Origin of the sequence: Streptomyces sp. NPDC088794, assembly GCF_044750545.1 — a bacterium.
Taxonomy (GTDB): Bacteria; Actinomycetota; Actinomycetes; order Streptomycetales; family Streptomycetaceae; genus Streptomyces.
The window spans coordinates 97,059-110,460 of the sequence record NZ_JBIVKB010000011.1 but is presented as its reverse complement, the minus strand read 5'-3'; the positions used below and the strand labels follow the sequence as shown (position 1 = coordinate 110,460).

Here is a 13,402-nt window from a genome sequence, read left to right as displayed (position 1 = left end):
CTTACGCGACGGTGAGGGTGATGGCACCGGTGTGGCTCGTGCCGGGGGTGATCGCGGTCGTGGTGCCGTCGACGGTCATCGTCACCGTCTTTCCGCGCGGCGCCCGTACGGTGGCGTCGGCGGCGAGGGTGAGCGCTGTCAGGTACGAGGTGCCGGTGACGGTCCACCGGGAGCCGCTGTTCAGCCGGACGACCGCGCCGTTGTTGACGGCGGCCTGCGCGGTGTTGGTGACGATGCCCAGCTCGTAGAAGGTGGAGGCGTCGATGCTGGAGACGCGGTGCTTGGCCTTCGTCGCCGAGATGACGCCCTCGACGGTGGCGTCCTCGAAGGTGAGGACCATGTTCTTGCCCTTGCGCATGCCGTTGTAGAAGTCGCCCTTGAGCGCGATGGCGGTGAAGGTGGCGGCCCCGTCGGTGGTGTGGACGGCGGTGACGTCGAAGGTGGTGTCCTTCGTCGGGTCGTCGGTGGGCTCGGTGTAGACGCCGATGTTCATCATCTTGCCGTCGACCGGCACCGGGCCCGGGTCGTCCAGCTCGATCATCTGGAGGATGACACCGTCGCGTGGGTTGAGTCGGGCGCCCTTCGAGCCGTCGACCGTGATGGTGGTCTGCTGGCCCTTGTTGAGAAAGGTGGCCCGCTCGGAGTTGACGACCGTGCCGCCGTCCAGGGTGAGCGTGCCCGTGCCGAAGAACATGTAGCCGAAGTGGCCCGAGTTCACGACCGTGCTGCGGACCGGCAGCGCCTTCAACTCCGCATTGGACAGCCCGAGTTCCAGTTCGGTGTTCAGCGCGGCCAATGCCTCACGGGTGCTGTCCCCGTAGTGCACCACCGCCGCCGGGCCCGCGATGATCGTCGCGTAGCTGCCGACGTCGAGGCGGGAGCCGAGGACGCGGACGGTGGCGTCGCCGATGGCGTAGGTGCCGTAGCCGTACTCCCCCGTGTTGCCTACGTGGCTGTTGACCGCGGTGAGCTTGAGGCCACTGCCGCCCTCGACCGACAGGGCGCCCCAGGTCTCCGAGAACACGGTCGAGTTGAGATAGGTGGCGGTGCTGTTCGCGCCGATCAGGTTGGTGGCGCGGACGTTGCCGTCGAGGCCGAGCATCCAGGGCACCGACTCCATGTACGGGGTCTCGACGGTGGCTTGGTAGTCGGCGGGCAGGACGCCGTTGCGGCAGCGGACGGAGGAGTTCTTGACGATGACGTTCGCGCCGTCGTCGGAGATGACGCCGGTGCGGACGACGCCCTTGTTGGTGATACGGGCTCCGTCCAGGACCAGCTTGGTGGCCGAGCCGTCGCCGACCACGGCGGCGCCGTAACCGGCGAAGTCGCTGCGGCCGTTGCCGGTCAGGGAGATCGTCGGCCGGTCCAGCGTGTAGGCCGCGTCCCGCACGTACACGCCGTCGAAGCACTCGCCGGTCGAGGTGATCGACACGCCCCGGGCGAGGGTGTCGGTGAGCCTGCCGCCGAGCACGGCAGCGAGAACGGACTTGTCGCGAACGACCCCGTCCGCGTCGACGTAGACCGCCTGCCGGAAGGGGAAGGTGAGCGTCTCGTACGTCACCTCGTTCGCAGCGGCCACGGTGAGGACGACATCGCCCCGGTAGGTCCCGGTCTGGACGAGGGTGGCGGTGCCGCCGGTCTCGGTGAGCAGTTGGCCGGTCTCGACGCCGTCGACGGTCAGGGACAGACTGTGGCCGTCCGGGGCGACGATCTTCCCGCCCGCGGCGATCGTCAGCCGGCTCACCTGGGTGGTCGCGGCCAGTTCGTACGTCTCTCCGGAGCCGACGGATATCTGCTTGCCGGACGTCTTCGTCGAGGCGGTGGCGGTGGCGGAGTTGACCGGGACCAGGAGCGCGCCGGCCGTGGCGGTGCCTGCGATCAGGACCGAGCGTCGGGTGATCAGCGTCATTGCATGCCTTCCCAGGGATCGAGTGCGCCGTTGCGCAGTGTGACGAACCGGCCGTCCAGTCCACGGCGGCAACGGCTCGGAGCGGGCACCTGAGGTGCGCACGAAGGAGTGAATCAGCCCTGTACGGAAGGGAATAGGCGCTTCGCCGACGCATCCCGGAACCCGATGCCTCGGATCGGGCGGCTCGCTTCATGGCCATCACACAATGTGGTCACAGGACTTGATCGGAGGGCGGATCGGGGGCGGGCATGCCGGTGCGGCGAGCGGCCTGTACGCCGCCCACCTCGCCGTTCCGTCCTCGGTCACGCGGGCGCGATCATCCCCGCCGACAGGTCGATGTCGGCTCCGCACAGCCCGGGCATGCCGAGCATCGCGACCAGTGCACGGGCCACCTCGTCCTCCTCGACGAGCCGGCCGAGGGCGGCGCGGGAGGCGAAGTCGTGTTCGGCCTCCTCGACCGTGCGGCCGGTCAGTTCGGCGGTGAGTCGGAAGTTGCGGTCCATACGGGGCCCGCGAACGGGACCCGGGGAAAGGGAGTTGACCGCGACGCCCTGCGGGCCGACCTCACCGGCGAGCGTCCGGGTGAGGCCGAGCAGCGCCATCTTGGAAGCGGTGTACGGGGTGCGGTTGAGGAGCGGTCGCTTTCCGCTCACCGAGGCGACGTTGACGACGTCACCGCGGCTTGCCGCGATCATCGGCGGCAGAAAGGCCCGGCACATGAGGTAGACGCCACGGACGTTGACCGCGAAGACGCCGTCCCACTCGTCGGGTTCTACGTCGACGAGGGGGCGCACCGGCCCGGCGACGCCCGCGTTGTTGACGAGCAACGACACGTCCTTGTCAGCGAGTTCGGCGGCGAGTCGAGTGACGGCCGCCTCATCGGCGACGTCGCACACCGCCGTACGGGCCTCACCGCCCTCCTTGACCACGCGGGCCGCGGCGTCGGCGAGGTTCTGTTCGCCGCGCCCCACGAGGATGACCCGGGCGCCTTTTTTGACCAGGGCCAGGGCGAACGCCCGTCCCAGCGGTCCGCCTCCGCCGGTGACAAGGGCCGTGCGCCCGCGCAGGGTCATGCGGTGTTCCACGGCAGTTCGTCACCGGCGGCCCGCGCGGCCCGTACGTCGCCGGAGCGCGCGTGTCCCTCGAACAGCTCGACGCGGGCGGCCCGCCCGCAGAGCCGTCCGAGCAGGGCCTGCGATGCGGTGTCGGTGACCTCTTGGTACGTCACCGTCTTGAGGTACTTCCCCACCCAGAGGCCGCCTGTGTAGCGGGCGGCACCCCGGGTCGGCAGCACGTGGTTGGTGCCGATGACCTTGTCCCCGAAGGAGACGCAGGTGCCCTCACCGAGGAACAGGGCGCCGTACTGGGTCATCCGCTCCAGGGCGAGCCGCGGTTCGGCGGTGAGCACCTCCACGTGCTCGAAGGCGAACTCGTCGGCGAGCGTGAACAGTTCGTCGATCGTCTCCACGAGGTGCACCTGGCCGTGGTCGCGCCAGGCCGGTTCCGCGAAGTCGCGGGTCGGCATGCCGGGCAGCAGCCGTTCGACCTCGGCGATGGTCCGCTCGGCGACCTCACGTGAGGTGGTGATCAGCACGGCCGGCGAGTCCGGGCCGTGTTCGGCCTGGGAGAGCAGGTCGACGGCGCAGACGAAGGGGTCCGCGTACTCGTCGGCCAGCACCAGGATCTCGGTCGGCCCGGCGAACAGGTCGATGCCGATCTCGCCGAAGAGCTGCCGCTTCGCCTCGGCGACGTAGGCGTTGCCGGGCCCGGCGATCAGGTTGACGGGCCGCATCGAGCCGGTGCCGACGGCCATCGCCGCGACCGCCTGGACCCCGCCCAACAGCCAGATCTCGTCCGCCCCCGCGAGGTGCATGGCGGCGACGGTGGCGGCCGGGATCTCACCGTGGATGGGCGGCGTACAGGCGACCACGCGCGGTACGCCCGCGACCTTCGCGGTGACGACGGTCATGTGGGCGGAGGCGGTGAGCGGGTACCGCCCGCCGGGGATGTACGCACCGGCAGCCTGCACGGGGATGTGCTTCTGTCCGAGCCGCACACCGGGCAGCGTCTCCACCTCGAACTCCCGCAAGGAGTCCAGCTGATGACCGGCGAAGGCGCGGACCTGCTCCTGCACGAACCTGATGTCGTCGATGACCTGCTGCGGCACCGACGCGACGATCTTCTCGACCTCCTCCTCGCTCAGCCGGAAGGAGTCGGGGCTCCACCGGTCGAACTTCTCGGAGTACGCGCGTACGGCCTCGTCACCGCGCTCGCGGATGTCGGCGATGACACCGGCCACGGTCGAACGCACCTGGTCGAGGGCTGCGGTCACCTCGCCCTTGGGTACGGCGTGCTTCAACACCTCTGCCACAACTACCGCCTCTCCATGATTGCTTCGGGTCAGACCGGCGGCGCTTCGAAGAGCACGTCGGGGTCGTTGAACTGCTCCTTGGCGACCGACTCGCTCATCGGGTCGGCGGTGCCCCACTGGTCCTGGGTGACCGGGTCGTCCACGTCGTGCCGGCCGGGGTGCCACAGGTCCTCCTCGAGGACGGCGAGTTCGGTGGTGTACTCCACCGTGTTGCCGTGCGGGTCGTGGAAGTACGAGAAGGTGTTGTCGCCCGCGAGATGCCGGCCGGGGCCCCAGGTGAGACGTGTCCCCGCGCGCAGCGCCCGTCCCGTGCCGCGCATGTACTCCTCGACGCCGCGCATCTCGAACGAGGCGTGGTGCAGGGAGACATGAGGCCCACGCGCGATGGCGAAGGAGTGGTGGAGGGGGCTGCACCGCAGGAAGTACATGAGGTCGCCCATGTGCGTGGAGTAGAGGGTGTCGGTGAGCCGGAAGCCGAGGTGCTCGACGTAGAAGTCCCGCAGCCCCTCCGGGTCCTGGGAGTTGACCACGCAGTGCGAGAGCCGTACGGGGATGGCCTCGCGCTCCTCGATCCTCCGGTGCGTGCGGGTGGAGACCTCGGCCGACACTTCGACGACACGCCCGTCCGGGTCGAAGAAACGGAGTCCGTAGCCGCCGCCCGGGGTGTCCAACGCCCGTGGTTCGTGAACGAGTTGGATACCGGCCCGCCCGAGCCGTACAGCCAGTTCGTCCACAGCGGCCGGAGAGTCGGCACCGAAGGCCACCAGGTCCATCCGCTTCCGCTCGTCCGCGCGGATCCGCACGATGTACTGCTCAGGGCTGCCCTCGGCGGCAAAGAAGGCGAGCCCACTGTCGTTCGCCACCTCGGTCAGGCCCCAAGTGGTGGCGTAGAAGGCGCGCTGCCGTTCGAAGTCCGGTACGGCCAGGTCGACATGGCGCAGATGGGTGATCGGCTGGTAGCTCATGCGTGACTCCTGACGGTGTTGCGCTGCGAGCCCAGACCGGTGATCTCCGCGTCGAGTACGTCCCCCGGCTTCAGAAAGACGCCCCAGTGGGCGCCGTTGCCGGCCGGGGATCCGGTCAGCAGCAGGTCGCCGGGACGCAGGGTGGTGGTCGTGGACACGTACGCGATCAGGCGCGGGATGTCGAAGATCATGTCCTTGGTGGACTCGTCCTGCCGGACAACTCCGTTGTGGCGCAGGGTGATCCGGAGATCATTCGGGTCCCCGACGAAGGCGGCCGGGACGAGGAACGGGCCGGTCGGCAGAAAGGTGTCCGCGTTCTTGGCGGTGAACCAGTCCGTGCCGATGGCCTTGAGATCGGGCCGGTAGAGGCGGTCGCGGGTGGTGAGGTCGTTCGAGATCGTGTACCCGGCGACGTACTCCAGAGCCTCCGCGGCCGGGATGTTCTTGCCCGACTTCCCTATGACGAGGGCGAGTTCGAGTTCCCAGTCGTGCTGTTCGCCGAACGCGGGGAGCACGATGTCGTCGTAGGGACCGGAGATCGCGCGCGGCGAGCCGAGGAAGACGTACGGCACACCGCTCCGGATCCGCTCGTCCATCATCCGCTCGGCGTCCGCGCGGGCCTCTTCGGGGGTGGCGCCGTGCACGCTCTCCTTCTCGGCGGCGACCAGATCGACCACGTGCTTGCGGTAGTTGGCGCCGCTCTGCAGGATCTGGCCGGGTTCGACGGGAGCGAGGACATGGAGATCGGCCAGTTCGTGCCAGGTGCCTGCGGCGGCTTGGGCGAGTTCGTGCAGCCGGGGCAGCCAGTCGTCCCAGTCCTCGACGAGCGCGCGGACGGACGGCACGTGGTCGGAGAGGTCGCGTACGCGGGAGCCCGTGACGAGCCCGGGGAATCCGTCCCCTTGATCAGCGAGTTGATCGGCGAACGTACCGAGCGCGAAGGGACCGGCATGGGTGGGCAGTGGATCGGACACGGCGCTCTCCTCGTACGGGTAGGGGCTCGCCCTCGACGCTAGGCAGCCCGGGGACCCGGCGGAAATGGCGATCCGCGATGCCTGCCATCACCGGCCGGCCCCGGGCCTGAACTGCGCCTCCATCGCCGTGCGGGATGGATGACGTCCCCCTTGCCGATGCCTCGATCCGTTGACCCCGTACGGACCGCCGATCAGGCTCGGAGCCACCCCGAACCGAGGAGAACGCCGTGGTGGTCGAGCATGCCGAGCTGACGGTCGAGGACGGCCGGGAGACGGAGTTCGAGGAGGTTTTCGGCAAGGCACGCGAGGTGCTCGCCGAGGCCGGCGGCTTCCGCTGGGCGCAGTTGCTGCGCTGCCACGAGCGACCGCGGACCTTCCTGCTGCTGGTCGGCTGGGAGTCCGTCGAGGCGCACACGGACGGCTTCCGGAAGTCCGAGGCCTTCGGACGCTGGCGGGCCCTGGTCGGACCGTTCTTCGCCGAGCCGCCGACCGTCGAGCACTTCCACGAGCTCGGCGCCCGCTTCTCGGGCTGACCCCCACCTCTGTCTACGTTCGCAAGGATCGCCCATGCCCGTACAAAAGGTGCTCGTCGTCGGCGGCGGCATCACCGGAAGCGTGCTGTGCCTCGCGCTCGCCCAGCGGGGCGTCGAGGTGGAGCTCGTCGAGATCTCGCCGCGGTGGCTCGGTGTGGGCCATGGCATCACCATTCAGGGCAATGCGCTCAAGGCGCTGCGTGCGGTCGGGGTGTTGGATCGGGTGCTGGCCCGGGCGGTGCCCTTCGACATCATGCGGCTGCGCCGTGCCGACGGCGGGCTGCTCACCGAGTTGCACACCCCGCACACCGGCGGGCCCGAACTGCCCTCCACGGCGGGCGCGTTGCGCTCGGATCTGCAGGACGCGCTGTGCGACGCGGTGCGCGCGCACGGGGTACGGGTGCGTCTCGGGCTGAGCGTGGAACGGCTCGACCCATCGCCCGACCACGTGGACGTGGTCTTCACGGACGGTTCGAGCGGCCGCTACGACCTCGTCGTGGGCGCCGACGGCATCAACTCGGCGATGCGCGCCCTGATCGGCATCGACGCGAAGCCCCGTCCCGTCGGCATGTCGATCTTCCGGGTCGTCGCCGAGCGCCCCGCCGAGATGGACTGCGCCGAGGTCTACTACGGCGGCCCCCGCTTCAAGGCCGGCTACAGCCCGATCTCCCCCGATCAGTGCTATGCCTACCTCCTCGACGAGAACCTCGACACCTCCCTGATCGGCCCCCGCGCCCCGCTCGACCTGCTGCGCGAACGCGGCGCCGGGTACGGCGGCACCTGGGGGAAGATCCTCGCCTCGCTGCCCGAGGACACGGCGGTCGACTACCGCTGGATCGAGGCGATTCTCGTCGAGGAGCCCTGGCACCGGGGCCGCGCGATGGTCATCGGCGACGCCGCGCACGCCTGTCCGCCGCTGATCGCGCAGGGCGCGGCGATGTGCATGGAGGACGCGGTGCTGCTCGCGGAGCTGGTGACGGCGGACGAGCCGACGGACAGGGCACTGGACCGCTTCATGGACCGGCGGCTGCCCCGGGTGCGGATGGTCCTGGAGAACTCCCTCCAGCTCGCCGACTGGGAGATCTACCCCGGCACGCCCGGCGCCGACCCGGCCCGGATCATGTCGGAGACGCTGGACAACCTGACGGCGGCGGCATGAACAGCTCGCCCGTGGTCGACTTCCACGGCCACCTCGCCGTGCCCGCCGCCGACGCCCTGGTCGCGGGCACCCCGGGTCTCGCCGCCGAACTGACGGCCGAGCAGCGCGCCCACTCCCCCGCGTCCCTGGCCGTCAACCGCGACCAACTCCAGCGACTGGCAACCAGGTTGACGGATGTCTCCACCCGCCTCGCGGACCTCGACGCGATGGGCGTCGACATGCAGGTGGTCGGCCCGATGCCGATGCACCACTACTGGGCGGACGCGGACCTCGCGATCCGGCTCGCCCGGACCGTCAACGCGGCCGTGGCCGCGCACTGCGCCACCGCGCCCGAGCGGCTGTACGGCCTGGGCACGGTCCCGCTCCAACATCCTGACCTGACGGTCGCGTTGCTGGACGAAGCGGTCCACGACCACGGTCTGTACGGCATCAGCGTCTCCACCACGGTCGACGGCCGCGAACTCGCCGACCCCGCGCACGACGTGGTGTGGCAGCGGGCCGAAGAACTGGGCGCGGTCGTCTTCATCCACCCCTGGGGCTGTTCCCTCGGTGAGCGTCTGGCGACCAACTACCTGGGAAACACGGTCGGTCAGCCGGTGGAGACGACGGTCGCGCTCTCGCATCTCATCTTCACCGGTGTCCTCGACCGCTTCCCGCGCCTGAAGGTGGTAGCGGCGCACGGCGGCGGCTATCTGCCGACGTACATCGGCCGTTCGGATCACGCCTGGCAAGTACGCCAGGACGCGCGCGGCTGCGCCGAGTCGCCCAGCTCCTATCTGCGGCGGATGTGGTTCGACGCCCTGGTGTACACGCCGGGCGCGCTGCGCCGGCTCGTGGCAGAGGTGGGTGCGGACCGGGTCGTCCTCGGCACGGACCACCCATTCGACATGGGTGTCGACGACCCGGTGGCCCGGCTGGACGCGGCCGGGCTCGCTCCGGCCGACCGGGCCGCCGTCGCCGGGGGCAACGCCCTCGACCTGCTGCTGAAAGGACGTACCCGATGACCTTGGGCCCGATTGAGGAAGAGCTCGCCAAGGCCCGCTCCGGCTACCGCAATTGGGGCCGCTGGGGCGAGGACGACGTGCTGGGCACGCTCAACTTCATCGACGACGCGATCCGCGCCCACGCGGCCGGGCTGGTCCGGCGCGGGCGGTCCTTCTCCCTGGCCCTGGAGTTCAACGAGTCGGGTCCGCAGCGCGGGTTCCGCGGCCGGATCAACCCGGTGCACTACATGAGGGACACCGGTTCCGACGCGGCGGCCGGCACTCAGGGCTTCCCGCACGGGTTCGGCGGGGCGGACGACCATGTCGTGATGCCGTTGCAGGCCTCCACCCAGTGGGACGGGCTCGGGCACATCTATGACAACAAGCAGGCCTGGAACGGCCGTCCGTGCACGATCGTCGACGGCAATGGCGACTCCGTCACCGGCATCGAGCACATGCGGGACGCCTTCACCGGGCGTGGGGTCCTGCTGGACGTGGGCCGCGCGGTCGGCGACGAGCACGGTGAACTCCCCGACGGTTTCCCGATCCTGGAGGAACACCTGCGCGCCACGATCGACGCACAGGGCGCCACCTCGACGGTCCGCCACGGTGATCTCGTCCTCGTGCGCACCGGACAGCTCGGCCGGGTACGCCGGTTGGGTGAGTGGGGCACCTACGCGGCCGGTGACGCGCCCGGCCTCTCCTTCTCCACGCTCGGCTGGCTGCACCGCACGGAGATCGCGGCGATCGCCTCCGACACGTGGGGACTTGAGGTGCGGCCGTACGAGTTCGCCGAACCCGCGATGTCCCCACTGCACCAGATCGCCATCCCCAACATGGGCCTGCCGCTGGGCGAGATGTGGAACCTGGAGGCGCTCGCCGAGGACTGCGCGGCGGACGGCGTGTACGAGTTCCTGCTGGTCGCCGCCCCTCTGCCGGTGACCGGGGCGGTGGGCGCGCCGGTCAACCCCATCGCGGTGAAGTGAGCGTGGGCATGAACAGGTTCTCCGGCACCCTGCACCTGCCCGGTGACGCCGACTTCGAGGAGGCCTGCGTCGGGCGGGTCTTCAACGCCCGTCGGCCGACGGACCGGTGGCCCGCCGCCGTGCTGCGCGCGGCCTCGGAGGAGGACGTCGTCGAGGGCGTACGCCTGGCCCTGCAGCGCGGCTGGCAGGTCGCCGTCCGCTCCGGCGGGCACAGTTGGGCCGCCTGGTCGGTGCGCCAGGACGCGCTGCTGATCGACCTCGGCGACTTCCGTGAGTTGACGTACGACCCGGACACCGGGATCGTGACGGCCACCCCCAGCGTCAAGGGCGGCGACGAACTCAACCCGTACCTGGGCCAGTTCGGGCGCTTCTTCAACGGCGGGCACTGCCCCTCCGTCGGCATCGGGGGCTTCCTGCTCCAGGGCGGGCAGGGCTGGAACGCGCGCGGATGGGGCTGGGCGGCGGAGCACATCGTGGCGCTCGACGTCGTCACCGCCGCGGGCGAGCTGGTGCGCGCGGACGGGACGACCAACAGCGACCTGTTCTGGGCGGCGCGCGGCGCGGGCCCCGGCTTCTTCGGTGTCGTCACCCGCTTCCACCTGCGCACCCGCCCGCTGCCGAGGCACCTCGGCCACACCGTGCACGCCTACCCGCTCGACCTCTTCGACGAAGTCATGACCTGGCTGCACGGCATGCACCACACGGTCTCCGACCTGGTGGAGATCGTCGCCCTCACCCAGACCCCACCTGACCGCGACGAACCGGTCCTGCTCGTCACCGGCGTCTCGATGACCGACACCCCGGAGCAGGCCGCCGAGGCGCTCGCGCCGCTGCACGCGAATCCGTACGCCGATCGGGCCCTGTTCCGCGTGGAGGCCCAACCGACCATACTCGCCGAGCAGTTGGCCGGTCAGCGCACTGCCAACCCGGAGGGCCACCGATACCTGGTCGACAACGCCTGGCTGACCGGGCCGGCCGAGGAGGTCGTGCCGGCGATCCGCAAGGCGTTCACCGAGCATCCCACCCGGCAGACCTTCACCATCTGGTTCTCCATGGCTCCGCTGCGCGAACTGCCCGACATGGCCTTCTCGTTGCAGTCGGAGATCTACTGCGCCACCTATGTCGTCCACGACGAGCCCGAGCGCGACGGGGAGTTGCGGGCCTGGCTGGACGACGCGATGACGGCGATGCGGCCGGTGACCGTCGGCCAGTACCTCGGCGATTCCGACTTCACCGTCCGGCAGTTGAGGTTCATGGGCGACGAACAGTGGCGGCGGCTGCGGAAGATCCAGGCCGTCCGTGACCCCGAGGGCCTGTTCGCGGGCTATCTGAGCGCCGGGGCCGTCACCAACACCAACCACTGGGAGCAGTGAGGCCATGCGTTTCGCGACATACGAGTACGAGGGTGTGGAGCGCGCCGGCGCGGTCCGGGACGGAGTGGTCCATCCGTTGCCCGAGGGGGTCACGGTCCTCACCCTCCTTGAGCAGGAGATGCTGCACGCGTCCGGCGCCGAAGCCCTGCGTGAGCCCAGTGAGTTGACGGTGGATCAGATACGGCTGCTGCCGCCGCTGAAGCCGCCCGCCATCCGTGACTTCGTCGGCTTCGAGGCGCACATCGAAGGCGTCTCGAAGTCCCTGGACGGCCTGGAGCACGTGCCCGAGGAGTGGTACCGGGCGCCGAACTTCTACTTCACCAACCCGCACGCGGCCTACGGCGCCCACGACGACGTACCCGTCCCGGCGGGCTGCTCGGTGCTCGACTTCGAGCTGGAGGTGGGGGCCGTTATCGGGCGCGCGGGGCGGGACCTCACACCCGAGCGGGCGCGCGAGCACATCGCCGGCTACCTGGTCTTCAACGACTGGTCGGCACGCGATCTGCAGAAGCCCGAGAAGAACCTCGGTCTCGGCTTCTCCAAGGGCAAGGACTTCGCGAACACCCTTGGCCCGTACCTGGTCACCGCCGACGAGGTGGCGGACCGGCGGGACGCCGACGGCTTCCTCGACCTGGAGATGACGGCCACCCTCAACGGGGAGCTGATCGGCCGGGACACCCTGGCCAACATGTCCTGGACCTTCGAGGAGATGGTCGCCTACGCCGCCCGGGACGCCTGGGTACGGCCTGGGGACGTCCTCGGGTCGGGCACGTGCGGCTGGGGTGCGTTGGCGGAGTTCTGGGGCCGGCTCGGGGAGCGCACGCCGCCACCGCTCGCGCCGGGCGACACGGTGACGCTGAGCGTCGAGCGGCTGGGCACCGTATCGAACCGGATCGTGCCGGGGCGCACGGACGCGTATCTCCCCCGGGCCCGCAAACGCGGCCGCACCCCACGGCCGTAGCGGCACTGACCTGGTGATATCCGTCGGCGCGATGGCTCTTATCGGATCGCTGTGAGTTCCGTCCCGGCATCTTCCTCGGCCGGAGTCCGGTCGTTACGCTCCGGTTCCACCGAGCTTCAACGACGCGGCCGGAAGGAACTCCATGGGTCTCGGAGCGATCGACCTGAATCTTCTGGTGGCACTGGAAGCCCTTCTGGAGGAGAAGAACGTCACGCACGCGGGCGTGCGGCTGTCCACCAGCCAGTCCGCGATGAGCGGCTCGCTGGCCCGGCTGCGCAGACACTTCAACGACGAGCTGCTGGTGCGGGTCGGCCGGGAGTACGAGCTGACGCCACTGGCCGAGCGGCTGCTCCCGGTGGTGCAGGCCTCGCTGCACAAGGCCGAGGAGGCGCTCTCGCTGACCCGGCACTTCGACCCGCGGCGCAGCCGGCAGCGCTTCTCGGTGGTGATGTCCGACTACGTGATGACGGTCTTCGTCGAGCCTATGCTGCGCGTCATCGCCCAGGAGGCGCCCGGGGTCCGTATCGACTTCCACCCCATCGTGGACGGGCAGTTGGAGAACGAGACGCATCTGCGCTGTCACGACCTGATGATCGTGCCCCTCGGCTACCAGCTGCCGGGGGTCAGCGAGACCGTGATGCACGACCGGTTCGTCTGTCTGGTCGACCCGGACAACCCCCGGCTGACGGACGGGCGGCTCGCGCTGCGCGACCTGGCGGAGATGCCGCACGCCGCGTGCGCCATCGGCAAACTCACGCCCGCCGAACGCCAGCTGGAGACCCTCGGCATCACTCCGAAGGTGCAGGTCAGCACGCCCGGCTTCAACGTGCTGCCGTTCCTGGTCGGCGGCACGGATCTGGTCGCGCTGGTGCCCGAGCGGCTCGCCCGGCGCTACGAGGGCTTCGCGCGCTGTGCCGTCGTACCGACGCCGTTCCCGGACGTACCGCTGGTGGAGGCCATGTACTGGCACCACAACCGGCACTCCGACCCCGCCCATCGCTGGCTGCGCGAGACCGTGCGCAAGGTCGGCGCCTCGCTCGGGCAGGACGGGACCGCGGCCGCTGACGCCGAGGGCGACCGGATCACGACCGCCGATGCCGACCGCGACGAGATCACGGCCGTGGATGCCAGCCATGCCGAACACGCGTTTCCGGAGCTGTCCGCGGCTTCCTAGCGTGGGCGGGAGAC

The 13,402-nt window shown here is 70.0% G+C and carries 11 protein-coding genes and 1 pseudogene; 7 read left to right on the top strand and 5 right to left on the bottom strand.

Annotated features, from left to right (window positions below):
* Position 1: 1 nt before the first annotated feature.
* From ACIP6U_RS28435 to ACIP6U_RS28415, 5 genes are all read right to left on the bottom strand, one after another.
* On the bottom strand, positions 2-1,909 hold the full coding sequence (locus ACIP6U_RS28435) for a hypothetical protein (RefSeq protein WP_401723346.1): 1,908 nt from the start codon (positions 1,907-1,909) through the stop codon (positions 2-4).
* 302 nt (positions 1,910-2,211) lie between these two features.
* Complete coding sequence (locus tag ACIP6U_RS28430; RefSeq protein ID WP_401723343.1) at positions 2,212-2,982, bottom strand: SDR family NAD(P)-dependent oxidoreductase; 771 nt, start codon at positions 2,980-2,982, stop codon at positions 2,212-2,214.
* Entirely contained in the window at positions 2,979-4,280 is a 1,302-nt protein-coding gene (gene hisD / locus ACIP6U_RS28425) for a histidinol dehydrogenase (protein WP_401723341.1), read from the bottom strand. The genes ACIP6U_RS28430 and hisD overlap by 4 nt, the downstream gene beginning before the upstream one ends.
* Positions 4,281-4,309: 29 nt before the next feature.
* Positions 4,310-5,245: a VOC family protein gene (locus ACIP6U_RS28420; protein WP_401723338.1), complete on the bottom strand. Its 936-nt coding sequence runs from the start codon at positions 5,243-5,245 to the stop codon at positions 4,310-4,312.
* Positions 5,242-6,219, bottom strand: coding sequence for a fumarylacetoacetate hydrolase family protein (locus ACIP6U_RS28415; RefSeq protein WP_401723335.1), 978 nt, complete (start codon positions 6,217-6,219; stop codon positions 5,242-5,244). The genes ACIP6U_RS28420 and ACIP6U_RS28415 overlap by 4 nt, the downstream gene beginning before the upstream one ends.
* Before the next feature lie 227 nt (positions 6,220-6,446).
* Between ACIP6U_RS28415 and ACIP6U_RS28410 the strand changes: the two genes are divergently transcribed.
* From ACIP6U_RS28410 to ACIP6U_RS28380, 7 genes and pseudogenes are all read left to right on the top strand, one after another.
* Entirely contained in the window at positions 6,447-6,752 is a 306-nt protein-coding gene (locus tag ACIP6U_RS28410; protein WP_401723332.1) for an antibiotic biosynthesis monooxygenase family protein, read from the top strand.
* 28 nt (positions 6,753-6,780) lie between these two features.
* Positions 6,781-7,911, top strand: a pseudogene (locus ACIP6U_RS28405) (FAD-dependent monooxygenase); the annotation flags it as partial.
* Positions 7,908-8,915 (top strand): amidohydrolase family protein, encoded by a 1,008-nt coding sequence (locus ACIP6U_RS28400; RefSeq protein WP_401723329.1) that lies wholly within the window; start codon positions 7,908-7,910, stop codon positions 8,913-8,915. The pseudogene ACIP6U_RS28405 and the gene ACIP6U_RS28400, both read left to right, overlap by 4 nt.
* Positions 8,912-9,880: a cyclase family protein gene (locus ACIP6U_RS28395; protein WP_401723326.1), complete on the top strand. Its 969-nt coding sequence runs from the start codon at positions 8,912-8,914 to the stop codon at positions 9,878-9,880. The genes ACIP6U_RS28400 and ACIP6U_RS28395 overlap by 4 nt, the downstream gene beginning before the upstream one ends.
* A gap of 2 nt (positions 9,881-9,882) precedes the next feature.
* Positions 9,883-11,253 (top strand): FAD-binding oxidoreductase, encoded by a 1,371-nt coding sequence (locus ACIP6U_RS28390; protein WP_401723324.1) that lies wholly within the window; start codon positions 9,883-9,885, stop codon positions 11,251-11,253.
* Between the two features lie 4 nt (positions 11,254-11,257).
* Positions 11,258-12,214 (top strand): fumarylacetoacetate hydrolase family protein, encoded by a 957-nt coding sequence (locus tag ACIP6U_RS28385; RefSeq protein WP_401723321.1) that lies wholly within the window; start codon positions 11,258-11,260, stop codon positions 12,212-12,214.
* A 142-nt stretch (positions 12,215-12,356) separates the two neighbouring features.
* Complete coding sequence (locus ACIP6U_RS28380; protein ID WP_401723320.1) at positions 12,357-13,388, top strand: LysR family transcriptional regulator; 1,032 nt, start codon at positions 12,357-12,359, stop codon at positions 13,386-13,388.
* The last annotated feature ends 14 nt before the right edge of the window (positions 13,389-13,402 follow it).

Coding starts and splice junctions, on each gene's coding strand:
- ACIP6U_RS28435 (WP_401723346.1), bottom strand. CDS start 1,909: ATGACGCTGATCACCCGACGCTCGGTCCTGATCGCAGGCACCGCCACG.
- ACIP6U_RS28430 (WP_401723343.1), bottom strand. CDS start 2,982: ATGACCCTGCGCGGGCGCACGGCCCTTGTCACCGGCGGAGGCGGACCG.
- ACIP6U_RS28420 (WP_401723338.1), bottom strand. CDS start 5,245: ATGAGCTACCAGCCGATCACCCATCTGCGCCATGTCGACCTGGCCGTA.
- ACIP6U_RS28400 (WP_401723329.1), top strand. CDS start 7,908: ATGAACAGCTCGCCCGTGGTCGACTTCCACGGCCACCTCGCCGTGCCC.
- ACIP6U_RS28395 (WP_401723326.1), top strand. CDS start 8,912: ATGACCTTGGGCCCGATTGAGGAAGAGCTCGCCAAGGCCCGCTCCGGC.
- ACIP6U_RS28385 (WP_401723321.1), top strand. CDS start 11,258: ATGCGTTTCGCGACATACGAGTACGAGGGTGTGGAGCGCGCCGGCGCG.
- ACIP6U_RS28380 (WP_401723320.1), top strand. CDS start 12,357: ATGGGTCTCGGAGCGATCGACCTGAATCTTCTGGTGGCACTGGAAGCC.